The organism is Nocardia tengchongensis (assembly GCF_054781395.1).
The window spans coordinates 1-17662 of the sequence record NZ_BAAGUM010000026.1; the positions used below are offsets into that span (position 1 = coordinate 1).

A 17662-nucleotide genomic window follows, 5' to 3' on the forward strand; every position below is an offset into this window, starting at 1 on the left:
AACCGATCCGGCGCACCGTCGACCTCCCGCCGGAGATGTACCGGCGACTGGTCGAATGGCAGGGACAGGCGGCGGACACCCTGGGCAAGTCCCGGGTGACGAGCCAGGACGTATTCGTCGCGCTGGTGTACCAGCTGCTCTCGGATCCGAAACTCGAGAACTCCGTGCTCGATCGTCTCGGTCACAACTGACGATTCACGGCAAATACGGCCCGGACGCGAACCTCATCCGTCCGGGCCGGACTCGTTTCGGAGGTGCGGACCGGAACTATCGCGGAGCCGATGTCACGACCGTCGTCGCTGTGAGCGAGACGGCCGCAGTAATGGTGATCTCGGGTGCCGGAGCATCGGGTGCAGGCGGGGCCTGAATCTTGTCCACGACCGGAGACACCGCGTCGTAGACAGCAGTGGCCAGCGGTGGGTCGAGGGCATCCGAACCGCCGTGCGCGTTGTAGTCGAGGATCTGAAGGTAATCGGCCATCTGCGCGCCGGTAAGTTCGATGGTCACCATATTGGTTGCAGAGTCCTCGACCAGGCTCTTCGGCTTGTTGATCTGCCGATAGCCGTTGTAGTAGTGGTCGTGGCAGGTGCGGGACCAGAGATCTTTCATCATGTGCAGCTTGAATACCTGCACCGTGGCCGCCTTACTCTCGCGGCTGGCTTGTTCCTTCGGGGAGTGCGCATCACATGCTGCGGTCAGGGTCAGAACGCCGGCCGCGGCTACGGCGATGAGCACCCGAGAAAACCGACCATTCATCCTGAATCACATTCCCCCGCAACAAGTTCCAATTGGTTCCACTCAGGGTATCCAGCGCCACCGACACATCGGAGCGAATGAACCGCGGTGCGCGCGTTGCGATCCGCAGGCCGGACACACAGCGTCCGTCACCTACTCGGCTGCCCGCGTTGTAGAGCTGCGGTAGACCAACGAACCGGCGGGCGCGTGCTGGCCCCTCTCTGTGCAGGCCTGGCCTCGCCGAGAGCAGGGGTCCGGGGGCAGCGCCCCCATGTGCGGCCCTGGGGCCGCAGTCACCCGGAGTGGAGCGCGGATCTGGCGTGGTGGGGTTTCCTCTCCGCTTGGCCTGGGGCGTCTCGATCACACGGGCGTCGGGTGTCGAGGGTGGCGCTTGCGCCATCGGCTTGCCGACGCCGTAGGCGCCCTTGATGCCCGATGGTCGTGTGATAGCCCCAGAACAGGCCAAGCGGAGAGGAAACCCCACCACGACCGCCGAGCGGAACAACGGCGCGAGCAGCGCTCGCGGAACAACGCCGGTCTCCTGCACCGCACAGCATTTCGGTTCGCGCTGGAAGCCCGGCGCACCACCGACCAACCGCCGGCCGCGTCCGAAACCGGTCACTGCACCTAAGCCTGGCGCCAAACCGCCGCGTCCGCGCACGTCGTGCCCAGCAAGCCGGAGGTGACCCAACTTAGGGCCGCTGGCAATAGCGTGGCTAACAAAGGGCCTCCAGGCCCGACTTAGACACGCTAGCCCGGCCCGGAACCACCTACCCAACGCAACATAACCACCCAACTCAACCACCCACACAACTTTTCGATTCTCCCCGGATACCTACCCTCACCTACCACCAAAAAGAGTCCCCACCACCCCAAAATGGAGAGCACATGCACACGCAGTGGGTATGTGCTCTCCATTTTGGGGTGGTGGGGACGGACCCCCTCGAAAACCCAGCTCAGGGTAGGTATCCGGGGAGAATCGACATCAAGAAAAGTCATGACTTTTTGTCATGACTTTTCTTGATCGTTTCAACGGCTTCCGACCGATCGTTTCCCGACCGTTTCTTGACCTTGATCGATGGCCACCCGATTGCCGCCGAACCACGGACAGCCGGTCCACGAAGGGCCGCCGGCCCGCTCCCTCAGCGGAGATTGTGGCCGATTGTCCGGGCGCCTCAAGGGCGCGTACGCGTCGGCTACGCCGATGCCCTGCGGGCACCCTTGACCCACCCGGACAATCGGCCAGAACGCTTTCGGAGGGAGCGGGCGAAGAACGGGTTAACAGAAGATTCCACGGCACACGTGGACACGAAAAAGCCCCGACCGGTCAGGTCGGGGCTTGGTTTCGTTGCGGACTACGCGGCGGGCGGGATGTACTTCCCGTCGCCGTAGACGCGCCCGGCGTCGCCGGTGGCCTTGCTCTTGAAGGTGAACCCTTCCAGGCGGCCACCCATGGCCACGGTCTTGACGCCGGCGGCGGACAGCGCGGCGTTGAGCGCGGCTTTCACGTCGCGGTCCAGGCGCAGGAACCGCTGCCCGTCGTCGTTTTCGTCTTCCTCGTCGGTGGTCTGGAAGATGAGCACCGAGTCGATGACCGCGGGCCCGGCCTCGACGGTCGAGGGCTTGCGGTTCACCCAGAACAGCGGCTTGCCGTCGACGGTGCGGTGGCGGCGTTCGGCGCCGATGATGTCGCCGGTCAGCTCGTCGCCCGGCTTCGCGTCGCGGGAGAAGGCGTTGCGCGGGCCGACCGGCCCGGCCAGCTCGGCGTTGATCGCGTCGAAGTCCGACATGGTCATGATGTCCTCCAAGAGTGAATGAGAAATGCTGTGGTGAAGCGGAATTGAGGGGGCAGGCAGGTTGCCTGCCCCGGTGGGCATTCGGTCAGCGAACGAGCTGGATCACCACCCCCGCCTCATCGTCGGCGGCCTGGTCGCCGCCGGGGATGCCGCGTTCGGCCTTGAGCCGCTTCACGACCTTGCCCGCGTAGCCGTAGGACAGGCCGGTCTCTGCGGCGATGTCGCGAAGGCTCGCGCCGGCCGAATGCATCGCCCAGACAGTCGCGTCCCGGTCCTCGGGAGACACCTCCGTGTCCTCGTTAGACTCGGGCGCGTGTCCTGCGCTGTGTTCTGGAGACGGCCAGGACACAGCCGCTGTGTCCTGGGTGTGTCCTGCGTCGGGGGAGGACACAGCCGGGGACACGGGGGTGTGTCCTGAGGACACGGCAGGAGACAGCGGCTCGAAACCCGCTGCGGGAGTGGTTCGCTCGGTGATGTCTGCCGGGGTGGTGGTCTTGCGTGCCTGGCCGAGTACCTCGATCATGATCGTCAAGCCGTGCATAACGGCCATCGCCGCGAACGGGGCCGCGCCGGCAACAGTCGCTGCCGCCCAGCCCTTGATGGTGCGTTCGGGCGACATCCAGGCGTGTGCGCCGTTGCCGACCAGGCTGACCAGCTCCGACATCGCCAGCATCCACCAGAAGAACGCACGCTGACCGGGCTCGACATCCGCGCCGCCTTCCTCGCGGCGCTTCAGCACGACCAGCGCGATCGCGGCCTGGATCATCGGCCCGTCCACGATGACCGGCGCGCCCCACGCCAGCCACGACGTGATGCCCGCGGCCTGCGCCAGCCCGTGCAGGGCGATAGCTGACCATCCACTCGCGGCGGTCAACACCGAAATCACCATGATCAGAGCCGCCGTCTCGACATGATCGCGGCCGGGCCGGTTCTGCCCCACTGTGTCCTCCTCTGTGTCCTCGAATCGGTTCGGTGTGTCCTGCGCCCGCCCGACCGTGTCCTGCCGGGCCGGGTCCGTGTCCTGCAGTGCGCCAACCGGATCGGAAGGACACACCCCGGGAGCGAGATCCCCGGTAGAGGACACGGTGAGTGGATGATCAGCCGTGCTCACCGCTCGAACCCGTCCCATCCGTTGTGGCCACTGGGGACCGGCTCGAACTCCGGCGGCTCCGGCGGCTCGGGAATCCCCGACCAATCGGGAACCGACTCGGCCTCGGTCATGTCCGAACGGTCATAGGCGGGCTGTTCGTCGCGATCGTGCGGCAAATCCTCACGATCGGGCTGCGCGGGAGCCTCCGGGGCTTCGGGAGCCTCGGGCCGCTCGGCTGCGCGGCGCGCCGCGTTGCCATAGCGCTGTTCGGGCGGGGTGCGCCGGACCAGCTTGGCGACCGCTTCGTCACGCTGTCCCCGCGCGGTGTTGCGCTCCCGCTCGGCGCGCTCGGCCCGCTCGGTCATCTCCGCCAGGTCGCGCTCCAGCTTGTCGAGAACCTCGGACTGCACGATCCCGACCGACCCGTCCGGGGCCGCCGGCGCTTCCGGCGCCTCAGGGGCTTCCGGTCGCTGCGGCTGCTCCGGCTGGGCCGCTGCCCGGTTCCGCATCTCTTCCTGCACGCTGCGAACGTGCGCCAGCGGATCGGTCCGGTCCGGTTCAGGCCGGTACTCGTATTCCGTGTCCCAGGGCGGGGTTTCAACCGACGGCCCGAAACCCTCGTCGGTCCAGTCCGGCGCTTCCGGCCGCTGCGGAGCCTCGGGCGCCTGCGGACGCTGCGGGGTGCCCGGGGTTTCCAGGCCGCTCCACCGGTCGAACTCGGCGCGATCGACCACGGCCGCCCACAGGTCCCGATCCGGCCGCTGGCCGAGCTTGGCCTCGGTCTCGGTGACCGTCAGGATCTCGCGGGCACGGGCACGTTCATCGCCGGTCAGCGCCTCGTAGTGGTCGAGATCGAAGCGGACCCGCTCGACTTCATCGCTCCAGCCGTCGTTGTCGCTCCAAGGCAGGGCGTTGCGCTGGAGGTGGTCGAACCCCGCGTGCAGCTGCTCGCGGGTCAGGGCCCGCCCGCCGTAGTAGCGAGCCTCGTCCCTGCGCCACACGCGCCCGGATTCACCGACCGAGTGGATCCTGCGGAAGCCCTCGTCAACGTTGCTGGCGCGCACCGACGCCCACGACCGCTGCCGGTCCTGGTTGAGGTCTTCCAGACCCGGCACCGACAGCTCAGCGGGGATGCTGCGATCGCGGGCGCGGGTCATCGACAGGTCGCGGAAGTACTCGAACCGGCGATCCAGATCGGCATCGAGGTTCGCGTACAGGCCCTGCATGCTGTCGATCGCGAACCCGCGGACCCGATCGTTGGCGTCGAGCGGGACGGCCCGATCCCACACGACGATGTTGACGTTGTCGTGCGGCTCGGCGATCCAGGACATCTTGCGCTGGACCCAGTCGTACCCGGACTGCGGATAACCGAAGTTCCGCACATGCGCGGGGCCCTCGTTGTGCTCGGTGTCGATGAGGAACATGAACCGGTCAGTGGCGTCCGGATCCGTGGGCTGCCAGCCTGCCGGCGGGTTCAGGAACTCGCGCCGCTGCTGCTCCTCACGCTCGGGGAAGTCGTGATCCCAACGCCGCAACGAGTCCGGGCCGATAACCCGGTCCACGTGGTGATCCCAGGAATTGATCCGGTAGCGGTTCTCCAGATCCCACGTGCTCTGCCGCTCCATCCACCGCTGGCCGGCCTGCCGCTCCGGGGCGTTCGGCTCGCGCAGCTGGAACTGCACCTCCAGCCAATCCTCCACGGGCATACCGGATCCGGTGATCCGGTCGGAGATCTCGCGATCGAGCGCCGCGAGGTTACGGCGGTGCCCCTCGGCCATCTGCGCGGCATCGGGAGCGAACGACTCGATGCCGGTGCCACGCTCACGCAGCCGCTGCGCCAGCAGGTCGGCGTTCATCGCCATCTCGTGGCGATCGGCGATCAGGTGCCGAAGCTCTCCCATGACCTGCTCGCGGGTCTTCGGCGCTGCGGGCCGGTCGGGCTGCGGGCGGTGACCGATCCGGCCACGCTCGGTGATCCCGAGCCGAATCCGGGAGAGCCGCTCGGCCGCACGCGCTTTCAGCGCCGCCATACCGGCCAGCGGGCCGCTGGTCCGCACCTTGACCGGCTTGACCTTGGGCCGCCAGGCCTGATGCGCGGAGGTCAGCGCCCGCACGGCCTGGCCGCGCTCGACGGTCGAGAACAGAGACGAGGTGGTGATGGCGCGCTCGATCTCGGCGCGGTCGCGCAGCAGTTCCCACTGCCGGCGCATGTGCTGGTCGTAGCTGGCGCCCGGGTTGCGATGCCAGTTCAGCATGTCCTTGCGGTGCTGACCGACCCGAGTCTCCAGGTCCTTGTACAGGGCCTCACGGTCGGTCTTGCGCTGCGCGCCCTCGGCGCGGACCTGCTGGCGCAGCCGGATTTTCGCGTTCCACCGCTGGTCACGGTCGGCCAGATCCATCTGCTTCCACACCCCGCGCGGCACCTTCGTGGCGTTCGGGTTCGCGCGCCGCCACTGCTGGAACGCATACCGCGCAGCGCTGCCGAACTTCCCCAGTTCGGCGAGGATTTCGTCCTCAACGGTCTTCTCGGACATGTGGTTTCCTTCCAATCGGGATTACTGAAATACGGAAATACGGAGGTCAGGCGGTGGCGGGCCGCCGCTTGGGCTCTGCGCGGCGGTGGAGCAGCCGCGAGATGGTCGCCCAGGCGGTGGTCAGCAAGCCCCACACGATCGCGGCGCGGCGCGCGGCCAAGGCGGCGGAGTCGCGGACTCCGGGTCGGCCGAGGCTGGTCCACACACCGAAGGCCATCCAGCCGATGGCGTAGACGATCAGCGGGCCGGTCATCGGGGCCGGGGAGAACAGCAGGACCAGGAACACGACGGTCCCGGCGGCGGCTGGCGTCCAGGTGCGCAGCAGGTCGCGCCAGGTGGTGACCTTGGCGATGGTGGGCTTGGCCCATTCCTCGGCCCGGCCGCCGGTCGGGACGCGCGGGGTGCGCATCGCGGCGATGGCCTCGTCGGCGTCGACAACCTGCTCCAACTGGGCGGTGAAGCTGGCGACCAGGACCTCGTCGTCGTGGGTTTCGTTCGGATCGATGCTCATGACAGGTCACACGGCTTCCGGAAGAAGAGGCTTGTCGGCCTCGGGGGTGGTGGATTCGGCCAGCCCGGGAAGCGGGCGGACGGTGTCGGGGTCCAGCGGGCTGACGTGCCCGAACGTGGCTCGGCCGCCGACGATGTGGACGATGTCGCCCTTCTCGAACGCGGCCAGGATCTTCGGATCGACCAGGAACTTGTCCTCGGGCTGGACGTTGCCCTCGTCGCCGTGGCGGGTGCCGTTGATCAATTTGCGGCTCAGCGCGTACTTGATGCGGGTGCCGATCTTCTCGGCGAGGTGGCCGGCGCTGTAGGAACGCATCACGAACAGCCCGCCCGAGCAGGAATCGATCAGACGATGCCGGGCATCGTCGTTCGCGCCGAGTCCCATCCAGGACTGCGCGAACCACAGCGACCCGCACCCGGCGCTGCGCAGCAGCTCGACGATGCGGGCGGCGCCGTCGTTGCCGCAGACCTGCGCGAACTCGTCGCAGAACAGCTGCACCGCGCGCTTGTGGTCGGTCTGGGCCAGCCCGGCGACCATGGCGACCAGGGCCCGGAACTGGGCGGCGGCGACCTCGGGAGCGGTCGTGCCTTCCAGGCAGCAATACACCACGTCGTAGTCGGTGAGAGCGCGGTCGCCGTCGAACGCCGAACCGAGGTCGCGGAACAGATTCGCCACCATCGCCCGGTCCGCCGGCAACACCGGGGACTTGCCCTGAGTGACGGCCGTGATATCGCTTTCCTCGTCGTGGCCCTTCCAGCCCTGGTTGAGCACGGCCTCATGCATGCGGCGCACGAACTCTTTCGAGGTGCGCGGCGGGTTCTCGCCCGGCCCGAGCCCCTTCTTCGGGTCGGGCATGTCGACCACCAGGTGCGCGATCGTCTTGCGCATCTGCATGTAGTAGGCGGTATCTGCCGACATGCCGTTGTCTGCCGAAACACCCAGCAGGGCCTCGAACCGCGGGCGCTGCTCGTCGGCGGTGCCGGAGAACAGAGACAGGGTCTCGTCGATGTTGTCGGGCCAGATCAGCACCCGCGACTCCGGGATGCCCATATTCTCGGCCGTCTTGCGGACTCGGGCAGCGGTGCTGCGGGCATCGAGAGCGCCCTTGAGGTCCAGGATCACCGCCAGCGGACGGCCCGCCCGGTCCTTGTCCGAACGCCACCACTGCTGGTGACGCCGCCACGCGGTCGCCCAGAACGAGGCAATCGCTCGTTCCATGAAGGTGGTCTTGCCAGAGCCCGGGTTGCCGACCGCTGCGCCGTGTTCACGCAACGACAGCCACGGCACCGTGAACAGGCTCTTGTGACGGCCGCTCAGACGGCCCGCAGTGGACTTCACCGGAGCCTGCGACACCGTGTAGGCGGCGCGGCCGACCACGAACTCCGGGGCGAAAGTTCCTGCGGTCAGAGGGATCTCGGCACGCGACATACGCGTCGCCGCGCCCATCAGCTTCATGTGCTGCGCCCACGCCGCCCGCTCGGTGCGATCCGGCGACCGCCGGCCACGCGTATCGAGGAGGTGCTCCATGCGGGCGGCGGTGTAGGCGGCGGCGATCAGACCGGCGGGGATCAGCGCGACCGACGCCGACGCGGCACCGGTCACCGGCATCCCGGCCAGCACCTCACCCACACCACGCACCACGTCGTGCTGCGGGCCCGACAAGCCATCGGCCACCACGGCAGCGCCCGGGATCGACGCCGACCCGAACGCCATGTTGCGCAGCCGGACCGGGGTCAGCGTCCACACCCACGACGCCGCCAGCGCCGCCGCACCGACTCCGGCGACCGTCGCGCTGAACGTGCCCGCGACCTCCAGACCAGCGGTGATGTCGTGCAGCGACAACGCCGGAATGTGCAGGAAGTCCAAGTGCTCAGCACCCGGCAGCGGCGGAGCCTGCGGGGTGATCTGCGGGATCGGGTGTCCCGCACTCGGATCCGGGCTGGCCTGCGCCAGCAAGGTCGGGCAATCGTGGCTGGTGAACACCGGAGTGCAATCGGCGCCCGGGGCCGGGGCCGAGATCGGTGCCGGCGCATTGCATTCGGCGCGGAAATCCAGCAGCGGCGCGCAATCGGCCGGACGGTCGGTGAACAACGGAAATTCGGTCATGATGCTGCACCTCCGGCAGCGGCCTGCTCGTCGCGTGTGGCGAGGGGATTGAGGATCAGTTCGGCCGTGGAGGAGAAACGCAGCTCCGGGCCGGTCTCGGTGTGCTTGATGTCGTTCCACGCGGCCTTGACCCGCGCTTTCACCTCCGAGGAGGCGCAGAAGTAGAAGAGCTGGTGCGCGCCCGCGGCTTCGGCGGTGTCGTAAGCGGCCTGCAAGGTGGTGCGCGCGTCGCCGCTGCCCTTGCGAGTCAGCTCGACCTCGACCGCGTGCAGACGACCCAGGTCATCGGTCCAATGCCCGTCGTGCAGATGCGGCATCGGCTCCCCCGGCTTGGTGAGATAGCCGTTGCGATGGCGCAGCTCGCGCTCCGAAACCCACGTGTCGTGAGTCTTTCCGGCCGCCAGATGCAGCCGCACCCGCATCACGGCGATGTCATGGGCCGCCTTCATCGGCGACGGCATCCACTCCGGGACACGGATATTCAGCAGCCCGCCGGCGGTCTCCTTGGTCGGGACCACCCAGTACCCACCCGGGACCGGGCGCAGGTTCTCCTCGTTGATCCGCCCGGCGTCACGCCAGCGCTGCGCGACCCGATAGGCGTTGGCCTCGCTGGAACCGGGCCGGGCCGGAATCGGCCGGGTCTTCGGCCACACCGCCAGCAGCTCGGCGACCACATCCATTGGCGCGCCGCCCATCTGGGACAGCCACCACAGCGCCCACATGTCACGCGGCCCCAACCGAACCCCGCTCATCGGCCGAACCCGTCCCACTCGATGCCCGGCTTCCACGCGCCGGTGCTCTCCAGCTCCGGAACAGTCGGGCGCTGCGGCGCCGGCAGGGTCCGCGACGCCGAAGTGAACTTCCAGCGACGCACCGCCTCCGCCATCCGCACCGTCTTGCCCGCTCCCGGGTTCCCGATCACCGCCATGTGCTGGCGGGGCTCGCGCGGGGTTCCCCGGCGCTCCATCGCCGCGGCCGTGGTCAGGCACTCCATGCTGGCGTCGTGGACGTGCATGGACTCGCGGTCGAGCACGTCATCGGTGAGCCGCTTCAGCTCCGCGTTCTCACGACGCAGCTGCTCCAGCTCAGCGTGCTCGCCACGCAGCCGCTCCAGCTCGGCGGTCAGGGCCTCGAACCGGGCAGCAGACAAGTCCGCAGCGGGCCCGGCCGGGCGTACATCGAAAGTCGTCATCGGTCGAACCCCTCCCAGGGCGTAGGACGTTCGGGCGGATCGGTCAGGAACTCGCCGGACAAAAGCCACTGCCCGGGTACGCGATTGGGGGTCTGGAGCTTCTGCCGCTCGGGGCGGTCCACCCAGACCTGGCGATCAGTGCGCCCGGAGCGCTTCGCGGCGTCGGCCAGATGCGCGATCTCGGTGATCGGCGTCAGCACCGCTTCCTCCGGTATGCCAGCCACAGAACGCTCCGAACGGGGGACATCCACCGCCGGTGTGCCCGACAGCTGGTGCGACTTCCGGCCGGTCACACGGGATTTCGAGGTCATCGCTCGAACCCCTCCCACTGCGCGGTCCGCTCGGCTTCCCACCCGCCGGCCTCGGGAACCTCCGGGGTCGGATCGATCCCGCGGCGCTCCATCGCCGCAGCGGACTGGGTGTGGTGGCCACGGGCCAGCGCCTCCCGCTCGGCGGGCGTGGCGGGCCGCTTCTCGACCGCGTCCTCCACCCGGTACAGGTAGGCGGCCAACGGCCCACGGCTGCCGCCACGCGGGCGGATCACCTGCGCCGCAATGTCCTTGCGGTCGCGGGGCCGCAACGGCGGATCGTGCTTTTCCAGCTGGCGCACGGTCTCACCCAGCCCGGACGGGGCGGTGCCCCAGTAGTAGGTCGGCACCCCGAAACGCTCGCCTTCCGGGTCCGGCAGATCCCGGGTCCGGACATCCTTCGGGCCGATCACCGCAGCACTCCCGCCTGCTGAGTGCGCGCGAGCTCCTGCGGCGGAACGCAATCCGCGCGGTAGCCGACCTCATCGGCGCGGCACACGTTCGGCGACGGCACGTAGGACTGCTGGTCAATCCACGCGGCTGTGCATCCGGCCATCGCGACCAACAGAGCGCCGGCCAAAAACACCAGCCGCACACCCAGCGGGAGCAAGGACAGGCCGTAACCAATCCCACGCAGCGCCATCGCGTCCGTACGGACCACCGGGCCGATCATCGCCGCACTCCCCGGGAGCGACGACCACGAGTGAACCAACGAAGGCCGAACACGAAAACGGTCGCCGTTACAGCGACCGAGAAGACGAGACCAGGTGCGATGACCAGCGCAAACACCGTGGCCACGGCGCCGATGAGAAGGAAATTGAATCTCACCGAAACCACCTCCCAAACTTTGCTGATGAGCAAAACGTATGGGAGTATTGTTCATCAGCAAAGGTCAAGAAGTCAACGATTGCTCATCAACAAATCCTGAGAGGGACGACATGCCACCACCGACGATCTGGCGAGACATCGCTGACGACCTGCGCCGTCGCGTCGAGGACGGTGAATGGGCTGCGGGAGAGCGGATCCCGACCATGCGGGAGTTGATGGAGCACTACGGCACACCGACACAGAACTCACTGGTCCGGGCGATCTCGACGTTGACGAACGAGGGCGTCCTGGTCACCGACCCGAACGCGCCGAGGCGGGGAATCCGTGTCCGGGGACGCGTGCAGCTCGCCCGCCCGATCGATCAGCACTTCGCGGCTCTCCAGCTTCGCCACGATCGCACCTTCGAGGAGATCAGCGACCTTGCCGACGGCGACCTCGATGTGCGCGTCTCATACGCAAGCGAACCGGCCGGGCAACTGGCCGAACTGTTCGGAGATGAAAACCTCCTGGTCAGGACCTTCCTCTACGTGGTTCGCGGAACCCCACACCAGATCATGCGATCTCGGATGCCCCAGCGAATAGCGCGTGCCGCCGGCCTGCTCGCCGAGCAGGATGAAATCCCAGGTAAATCGACTGAAAGCTGGCTCCGCGACGCCGGAGTGGAGCCGGATACCGTCGATATGACGATCGTTTCCCGACTCCCGAAGCCGGAAGAAGCGGCCGAACTCGCTATGCCAACCGCGCTGCCGGTGATGGTCCGCCGGCGCACGATTTTCGATCGAACAGACACCGCTCTCGAAACCAGTACCAGCATCATCGTTGCTGATCAGCTGGTCTACACCGCACGATTCGAACTGGGGGAACCGACATGCTGATCTCCGTCATCACACCGTCCTACCGCTCACGCACGGACTACCTCGAGGCGGCGTACCTCTCCCTGCTGGATCAGGAGATGCCTGCCGAATGGGAGTGGGAATGGATCGTTCAGGGCGACGGCGATGCCGTGCCGCTGCCCGCCGCGGCGCTCACCGATCCTCGGGTCAAACTCGCGGTCGGTCCGCATGGCGGCCCTGGAGTAGCTCGCAACTTGGCACTGGAGCGTTCGACCGGTGAGCTCATCCGCAACCTGGACTCCGACGACGTCCTCACGCCGAACGCGCTGGCCGACAGCATCGAGGTTCTGACCTCACACCCAAAGGTCGGCTGGACCACGTGCCGCGCTTTGGACCTCATGCCCGATGGCAGCCTGGTCGGATTCGATACCGATCCGCGCGAAGGTCTGCTTCCGCGAGGGGAAAACGCTACGTACTGGATCATGTTCGGTTATCGCCTGAACATCCACCCCACGACCATCTGCATTCGGCGCGACCTGCTGATTGCGCTTGGCGGGTGGATGGCGCTTCCCACCGCAGAAGACACCGGGATGCTGCTTGCGGTCTCAACCGTCGTCGATGGGTGGTTCATTTCCTCCGTCGGCCTGCACTACCGCAAACACCCCGACCAGCTGACCAATAGCGCGCAGTACGCGGTCGACCGGTCTAACCGTGTCGAGCTGATCCGCGAGCGCATCCTGGCGCTCCGGAGCCTTCTGCAGAACCCGGACCTCAGGCTCCCGACTGATGCTGAGCTCAGCGGCCCGTCCTTTTGGGCGCTCTGATAGCCGAGTTCGACTTCTGCTACCGACGGACCCACCGCGCAAGCTGGATACCGTCGTTGTCGAAAATGATGTGGCTGCAACGCATCTGCAGCCGGGCCTGACGCTCGGTGTGGGTGATCCGCTTGGCATTGCCGCCCACCACGACCGGGGCGGTAGTAAGACACAGCTCGTCGAGTGCGTCGTCGGCAACCAGTTGCCCCATGAGACCGGCGCCGCCCTCGCACAGCATCTTTCTCAATCCGAGCGAGGCCAAGGTCTTGACGATCGCCTTCGATTCGATGCGGTCAAAGCCCAGCTCAATAACCCGCGCCCCGGCCGCGGTCAGGTTCGCCTTGTTCACTTCTGGCGCGGTGGTGGTGGTCAGGATGATCGGTGGAACGAGAGTGTCCGTGAGGAGACGTGAGGCGGGATTGATGTCAGCTCGACCACTCACCACCGCCAGTGGCGGCACAGGGTCCATGCCTTGAACCTCACGCCGGCGCATACCGGACTCGGATATTCGCGCCCCGCCATAGTCTTCGATCCTGACCGTGGAAGCTCCCACCAGCACAACATCAGCGAGCTCTCGCAGCAGTTGAAACACCTGCTGGTCCAAGAGCGTCGACAAGCCCCCTGAAGATCCATTCGTGGTGATCGCACCATCCACGCTCACCACGAAGTTCGCGCGGACCCACGTTTCCGTCAGAGACGGGTACTCGTACAGCTCGGCGAGTTCCTCGTCTGGGAGCCCATCAGCAGCAATGATCTTTGGGATCTCGCACGTCACCTCTGTTTGCCGCCCTTCTCGTTGCTGCCTGGGGGGAGCGTCAGCATGTGCTCCATTGTCGTCACGACGCTCTCATGCTGATGGTCGGCTCCGCTCGGGCAGGACAAACAGAGCGCTATATACATGTTTTAGTAGTGATATGCGCATTAAGGCATGTATTGTCATTAGGTTTGGCGTGTCCTACACCAATAAACCGCAGGTAGATTGCGGGTGTTAAGCCCCCGAGTAGGAAGTATCTGATTAGGCTTGGCGTGTCCTACACCAATATGGCGAGATCCGATGGAAGGGTGTTGCGCGTGACCTTCGATGTAGCGGACCTCGTGGATGGCCTCGACGATCCCGAAGCCGAGTGGTGCGATCCGGACGAGCCGACGTTCGACACCATCTTCGAAGGCAACTGGCTGCCGCGATACCCGATGGCCGGGGATCGCAAGGACGGCCCAAAGTACCGTATGTCACGTGAAAAAGCGCTGACCAAGGCATATATCGAGGCGAACCCGCTGTGCTTGCAGTCGCTGACCATCGTGGATCACGACGGCGGCCGGGCCGATGAAATCGTCGGCCTGACTGGGCTCCCCGCCCCCTCGTACATCCCGATGAACCCCCACACGAAAAACGGGCACATCGTGTACGCCTGGAAGACCCCGATCGTCCTGACCGACGCCGCGCGGCGAGCGCCGGTGAACTTGCTCGCCAGGATCGAGCAGGGCCTGAACAACGTCCTGGGCGGGGATATCGCCTACGCAGGAACGTTCACCAAGAATCCGATGCACCAAGAACACTTACCGCTATGGGGGCCAGCCACTGCCCTCTACGACCTCGCAGACCTCGCCGGCCCTTTGCAGCGGCTGAAGGCTTTGCCTCGGCGGGCCACGAGCCAGCGCGAACAGCGTGACCTGCTGCAGAATTCGCTCACAGGCCGCAACTGCGCGCTGTTCGACATGGAACGCAAGTGGGCCTATACCCGCGTGCGCGACTACACCGACCGAGCCGAGTGGGACGAAGTCGCCTTCGCCTACGCCTGGGACCGCAATGAAGCGGTCATCGGGCCAGCGTTCACCGCCGGGCCGATGAGCCACGCTGAAGTCGGAGTAATCTCGCGCTCGGTGTCAGGCTGGACCTGGAAGAAGATCCCCCGCACCTTCAGTGAAGAGCAGGCCCGCCGCGGAAGGCTCGGCGGCAAAGTCGTCACCGAGGCGAAAAGGGAAGCGAACCGCAAACGAGCGACCAAGGTAGACCGAGAACTCGCGAAGGTGATCCTGTGAGCCATGGAAAAGCCGAGACGGTCGCGCGCCGGGCGATAACCGCTCGGGAGGGTGCTGCGCAACTTGGAGTGTCTTCCCGCACGATTCGGCGGCTAAAGGCCGAAGCGCGAGGAGATTTCGAGGCGCGAGCGCTGCAACGGCGCCAGCTCGCTGCCCAGCTCCGAAACGCTGGCTGGTCGTACAAGGAGATCGCCGACGAACTCGAATGCTCGGTCGGCGCGGTCGGCGCACTGTTGCACATCGCCCGCCGCGAGGGCCTGCTGACCAAGCAGTCAGTGAAGCGCGCTGGCTGAACTATGAGCGCCCGCTACGCGTTCCGTACCGGTGACGACCCGACCGGCTTCTTCGGCCTCGACATCGATGCGCCTGATCGGGATACGGTGATGCTGGTCGCGACCGCGGAACTCATCGCGGCCGAACAGCGGATCCGCGCCGAGAATCCAGAGGGTTGAAAACCGTTCCAACATGGTCGTTTTCATACCCGGAATGCCCCGATTCTGGCAGCCGATAAGTGAACGTTATCGGCGGGCAGGCAGCCGATTTCCGGGCGAAGTCGTGTCAGTTGTCGGCTCCGTAGGAACGAATCCTGACCGACCTCGCCCGGGTTTCATGCATAGATGCTTACATCTCCACATTCGAATCTGGATCTGGGACCGCGCCACGCGGGTCGGAAAATCAGTGAAAACCATGCGGTTTGACCACCGAGCAGCCGATTCCTGTGTGCTGCACTCGCATTCGCTCGCTGAGAGTGCGCGCAGCGCCCTGATGGCCGCTGGTCGCGCGACGTGGCTACGGGCGGCGGTCGATATCTCGCGCTGACCGGCGGAATCAGGGCGCTGACCGGGCCTTTCTGTCCACTGTCTACTGATATACTGAAATCAGTAAGTCAGTAGATCGGAGCAAAATGAGCCCCAGGAATCCTCTTCGCTCACCAGTGGTGCGGTTCGGCGAAGGCATGACCGGCCCGACCGTCACGGATTTCTTCTGTGGTGGCGGGGGATCATCGGAAGGACTGGCACAGGCCGGATTTCGGGTCGCCGTCGCCTGCAACCATGACCCGGTGTCGGTCGCTACCCACCGGCTCAACCATCCAGACACCGAACATCGGTGTGTCGACCTGCATGAAACCGACCATCGAACCCTGCCGAGCACTGATGTCCTGTGGGCGTCGCCGTCGTGTGTATGGCACGCCCGCTCCGGCGGCCGGCGTCAGCCGCCTGCCGAGATCGAGCAGTTGCGCGGCGATGCCGGCAGCGTGGACCGGGCAACCGCGTTCGCTGTGATCGAAGCAGCGGAGGTGCATCGGTATCCGGTCGTGATCGTGGAAAACGTGCCGGAGTTCTGCGCGTGGAGCCTGCACGACTGGTGGATCGAGGGATTGCAACGGCTGGGCTACACCATGCAGGCATCGGTGCTCGATGCCGCCGATTTTGGGCATGCTCAGCACCGAAGACGCTGGTTCGCGGTGTTCACCCAGCCCGGCGTCCATGTCGACCTCACCACGACAACAGCCGCGCCTGTGTACGCAACGACGATCCTGGACATCGACCCCGGCAAGCTCGTAACCCGACAGCTGTACGTGTCGCCACAGATCGAGGCCATCACTGAGCCCGGTACTCCGCACCTGGTCGTCTATCGCCGCCACGCACGGCCCCGCCGCGCCGATACTCACCGATTGGCGGCAATCACTGCGGGCGGCAATCATCACGGCGTCGCCACCATCGACCACGACGGCCGCGCCTGGCACCGGATGCTATCCAACCGTGAATGCGCCCGCGCCCAGGGATTCGGGGATAGCTACGAGTTCATCGGCACCCGCGCCCAGGTGAAACGCCAGATCGGCAATGCCGTCCCGGTCGGAATCGCCCGGTTCCTGGGTGCGCGTGTGTCCGCCGCACTCGGCTACTCCTCGAACCAACAGACAACGATGGCGTCATGACCAGCAAGAACACCCTGCGGCCCGCAGAAGGCGCACACCTAGTCATGGCTCACCGGCGACGCTCCGCCGACGAGCCATGACAACGTACTGACATCCGTAGATACTGAACCCCATCACCTGAAGGAGCTCCGATGACCGAGGTTGACGGCATCAAGCTGGTCTCGGAACTCGACACTGCGTCCGGGCTGCTGAGCCACATCTACCACCAGGAGTGACAAATACTGATGTCCGTGCATACTGAGTTACTGAAAAGGCCGGACGGCCGCTCGCTGCTGGTCATCGTGCTGATCAACCTCAAGGGCGGCAGCACCAAGACCACCAGCGCCGCATGGATCCTGGCCGTGCTGCATTCCGCCGGCCTCAACGTGCTCGGTGTGGACACCGATCCGGAGAACGAATCGCTGATCAACTGGAGCGAACTGGCCGACTGGCCGTGGCCCGTCATCTCTATGCCGGTCGCGAACCTGAACAAGCAGCTGCCCGGTGTGATCAAGCCCGATGTGGATGTCGTCGTGATCGACACGCCTCCGATGAAAGAACAGCGGCGCATCGTGAAGTCCGCGGCCAAGCTCGCCACCCACCTCGTGTGCCCGATGGCGCCCACCTCGATGGAGTACGACCGGCTGCCCGCGGTGCTGGAACTGGTGGCCGAGGTCGGTGACGAAGTGGAGCAGGCTCCCGATTTCTCGGTGCTGCTGACCCGCACGGTCCCGAACGCGGCCAGCACCACCGTGTACACCGACCTGATCACCGGGCAGGGCGTGCGGGTGCTGAATCCGACCATCTCGCGCAAGGAGCTGTTCGCCCAGTCCTACAGCACGCCGATCTTCCGGCCGGAGGCGTCGGCATACGCGGACGTGGTGAACGACTTACTGAATTCCGTAGATACTGACGATGAGGTGAGCGCATGAGCTCGGCAGCAGAACGACTCAAGG

Annotated in this window: 19 protein-coding genes and 1 pseudogene; 8 read left to right on the top strand and 12 right to left on the bottom strand. The window is 66.2% G+C overall.

Annotation, left to right across the window (positions count from 1 at the left end; genetic code table 11):
* A pseudogene (locus tag ACYVKL_RS38705) lies at positions 1 to 191 on the top strand (hypothetical protein); the annotation flags it as partial.
* 76 nt (positions 192 to 267) lie between these two features.
* On the opposite strand, the gene ACYVKL_RS38710 reads toward ACYVKL_RS38705, so the two are convergent.
* From ACYVKL_RS38710 to ACYVKL_RS38760, 11 genes are all read right to left on the bottom strand, one after another.
* Positions 268 to 735: a hypothetical protein gene (locus ACYVKL_RS38710; protein ID WP_379174378.1), complete on the bottom strand. Its 468-nt coding sequence runs from the start codon at positions 733 to 735 to the stop codon at positions 268 to 270.
* 1355 nt (positions 736 to 2090) lie between these two features.
* Positions 2091 to 2531 carry a hypothetical protein gene (locus tag ACYVKL_RS38715; RefSeq protein WP_379174379.1) on the bottom strand — a complete coding sequence of 147 codons (441 nt, stop codon included), beginning with the start codon at positions 2529 to 2531 and terminating at the stop codon, positions 2091 to 2093.
* An 85-nt stretch (positions 2532 to 2616) separates the two neighbouring features.
* Positions 2617 to 3471: a DUF2637 domain-containing protein gene (locus tag ACYVKL_RS38720; RefSeq protein ID WP_379174380.1), complete on the bottom strand. Its 855-nt coding sequence runs from the start codon at positions 3469 to 3471 to the stop codon at positions 2617 to 2619.
* 167 nt (positions 3472 to 3638) lie between these two features.
* Complete coding sequence (locus ACYVKL_RS38725; protein ID WP_379174381.1) at positions 3639 to 6155, bottom strand: hypothetical protein; 2517 nt, start codon at positions 6153 to 6155, stop codon at positions 3639 to 3641.
* A gap of 46 nt (positions 6156 to 6201) precedes the next feature.
* On the bottom strand, positions 6202 to 6666 hold the full coding sequence (locus ACYVKL_RS38730; protein ID WP_379174382.1) for a hypothetical protein: 465 nt from the start codon (positions 6664 to 6666) through the stop codon (positions 6202 to 6204).
* Positions 6667 to 6672: 6 nt separating this feature from the next.
* Complete coding sequence (locus ACYVKL_RS38735; protein ID WP_379174383.1) at positions 6673 to 8772, bottom strand: type IV secretory system conjugative DNA transfer family protein; 2100 nt, start codon at positions 8770 to 8772, stop codon at positions 6673 to 6675.
* A complete protein-coding gene (locus ACYVKL_RS38740; RefSeq protein WP_379174384.1) occupies positions 8769 to 9524 on the bottom strand; it encodes a hypothetical protein in 756 nt (251 codons plus the stop codon). Before ACYVKL_RS38740 ends, ACYVKL_RS38735 begins: the two co-directional genes overlap by 4 nt.
* Entirely contained in the window at positions 9521 to 9964 is a 444-nt protein-coding gene (locus tag ACYVKL_RS38745) for a hypothetical protein (protein ID WP_379174385.1), read from the bottom strand. Before ACYVKL_RS38745 ends, ACYVKL_RS38740 begins: the two co-directional genes overlap by 4 nt.
* Positions 9961 to 10188 (bottom strand): hypothetical protein, encoded by a 228-nt coding sequence (locus tag ACYVKL_RS38750; protein ID WP_379174386.1) that lies wholly within the window; start codon positions 10186 to 10188, stop codon positions 9961 to 9963. The genes ACYVKL_RS38745 and ACYVKL_RS38750 overlap by 4 nt, the downstream gene beginning before the upstream one ends.
* Before the next feature lie 83 nt (positions 10189 to 10271).
* The gene (locus ACYVKL_RS38755; protein ID WP_379174387.1) at positions 10272 to 10685 is read right to left on the bottom strand and encodes a hypothetical protein; all 414 of its coding nucleotides are present in this window, start codon (positions 10683 to 10685) and stop codon (positions 10272 to 10274) included.
* Positions 10682 to 10945, bottom strand: coding sequence for a hypothetical protein (locus ACYVKL_RS38760; protein ID WP_379174388.1), 264 nt, complete (start codon positions 10943 to 10945; stop codon positions 10682 to 10684). The genes ACYVKL_RS38755 and ACYVKL_RS38760 overlap by 4 nt, the downstream gene beginning before the upstream one ends.
* 193 nt (positions 10946 to 11138) lie before the next feature.
* Here ACYVKL_RS38760 and ACYVKL_RS38765 point away from each other — a divergent pair, with 193 nt between their 5' ends.
* On the top strand, positions 11139 to 11975 hold the full coding sequence (locus ACYVKL_RS38765) for a GntR family transcriptional regulator (protein ID WP_379174389.1): 837 nt from the start codon (positions 11139 to 11141) through the stop codon (positions 11973 to 11975).
* Positions 11969 to 12757: a glycosyltransferase family 2 protein gene (locus ACYVKL_RS38770; RefSeq protein ID WP_379174390.1), complete on the top strand. Its 789-nt coding sequence runs from the start codon at positions 11969 to 11971 to the stop codon at positions 12755 to 12757. Before ACYVKL_RS38765 ends, ACYVKL_RS38770 begins: the two co-directional genes overlap by 7 nt.
* A gap of 19 nt (positions 12758 to 12776) precedes the next feature.
* On the opposite strand, the gene ACYVKL_RS38775 is transcribed toward ACYVKL_RS38770, so the two are convergent.
* The gene (locus tag ACYVKL_RS38775; protein ID WP_460774299.1) at positions 12777 to 13523 is read right to left on the bottom strand and encodes a pyrimidine reductase family protein; all 747 of its coding nucleotides are present in this window, start codon (positions 13521 to 13523) and stop codon (positions 12777 to 12779) included.
* A 296-nt stretch (positions 13524 to 13819) separates the two neighbouring features.
* Here ACYVKL_RS38775 and ACYVKL_RS38780 point away from each other — a divergent pair, with 296 nt between their 5' ends.
* From ACYVKL_RS38780 to ACYVKL_RS38800, 5 genes are all read left to right on the top strand, one after another.
* On the top strand, positions 13820 to 14788 hold the full coding sequence (locus ACYVKL_RS38780; RefSeq protein WP_379174370.1) for a replication initiation protein: 969 nt from the start codon (positions 13820 to 13822) through the stop codon (positions 14786 to 14788).
* Positions 14785 to 15081, top strand: a complete 297-nt coding sequence (locus tag ACYVKL_RS38785; RefSeq protein WP_379174371.1) for a sigma factor-like helix-turn-helix DNA-binding protein — start codon at positions 14785 to 14787, stop codon at positions 15079 to 15081. The genes ACYVKL_RS38780 and ACYVKL_RS38785 overlap by 4 nt, the downstream gene beginning before the upstream one ends.
* A gap of 3 nt (positions 15082 to 15084) precedes the next feature.
* Complete coding sequence (locus ACYVKL_RS38790; RefSeq protein WP_379174373.1) at positions 15085 to 15240, top strand: hypothetical protein; 156 nt, start codon at positions 15085 to 15087, stop codon at positions 15238 to 15240.
* A gap of 503 nt (positions 15241 to 15743) precedes the next feature.
* The gene (locus tag ACYVKL_RS38795; RefSeq protein ID WP_379174375.1) at positions 15744 to 16727 is read left to right on the top strand and encodes a DNA cytosine methyltransferase; all 984 of its coding nucleotides are present in this window, start codon (positions 15744 to 15746) and stop codon (positions 16725 to 16727) included.
* A 230-nt stretch (positions 16728 to 16957) separates the two neighbouring features.
* A complete protein-coding gene (locus ACYVKL_RS38800; RefSeq protein WP_460774303.1) occupies positions 16958 to 17638 on the top strand; it encodes an AAA family ATPase in 681 nt (226 codons plus the stop codon).
* Positions 17639 to 17662 lie beyond the last annotated feature (24 nt).

Excerpts from the sequence above, each read along its gene's own strand:
- ACYVKL_RS38760 (WP_379174388.1), bottom strand. The coding sequence starts at position 10,945 with ATGATCGGCCCGGTGGTCCGTACGGACGCGATGGCGCTGCGTGGGATT.
- ACYVKL_RS38765 (WP_379174389.1), top strand. The coding sequence starts at position 11,139 with ATGGGAGTATTGTTCATCAGCAAAGGTCAAGAAGTCAACGATTGCTCA.
- ACYVKL_RS38770 (WP_379174390.1), top strand. The coding sequence starts at position 11,969 with ATGCTGATCTCCGTCATCACACCGTCCTACCGCTCACGCACGGACTAC.
- ACYVKL_RS38730 (WP_379174382.1), bottom strand. The coding sequence starts at position 6,666 with ATGAGCATCGATCCGAACGAAACCCACGACGACGAGGTCCTGGTCGCC.
- ACYVKL_RS38790 (WP_379174373.1), top strand. The coding sequence starts at position 15,085 with ATGAGCGCCCGCTACGCGTTCCGTACCGGTGACGACCCGACCGGCTTC.
- ACYVKL_RS38715 (WP_379174379.1), bottom strand. The coding sequence starts at position 2,531 with ATGACCATGTCGGACTTCGACGCGATCAACGCCGAGCTGGCCGGGCCG.
- ACYVKL_RS38735 (WP_379174383.1), bottom strand. The coding sequence starts at position 8,772 with ATGACCGAATTTCCGTTGTTCACCGACCGTCCGGCCGATTGCGCGCCG.
- ACYVKL_RS38740 (WP_379174384.1), bottom strand. The coding sequence starts at position 9,524 with ATGAGCGGGGTTCGGTTGGGGCCGCGTGACATGTGGGCGCTGTGGTGG.
- ACYVKL_RS38745 (WP_379174385.1), bottom strand. The coding sequence starts at position 9,964 with ATGACGACTTTCGATGTACGCCCGGCCGGGCCCGCTGCGGACTTGTCT.
- ACYVKL_RS38725 (WP_379174381.1), bottom strand. The coding sequence starts at position 6,155 with ATGTCCGAGAAGACCGTTGAGGACGAAATCCTCGCCGAACTGGGGAAG.
- ACYVKL_RS38795 (WP_379174375.1), top strand. The coding sequence starts at position 15,744 with ATGACCGGCCCGACCGTCACGGATTTCTTCTGTGGTGGCGGGGGATCA.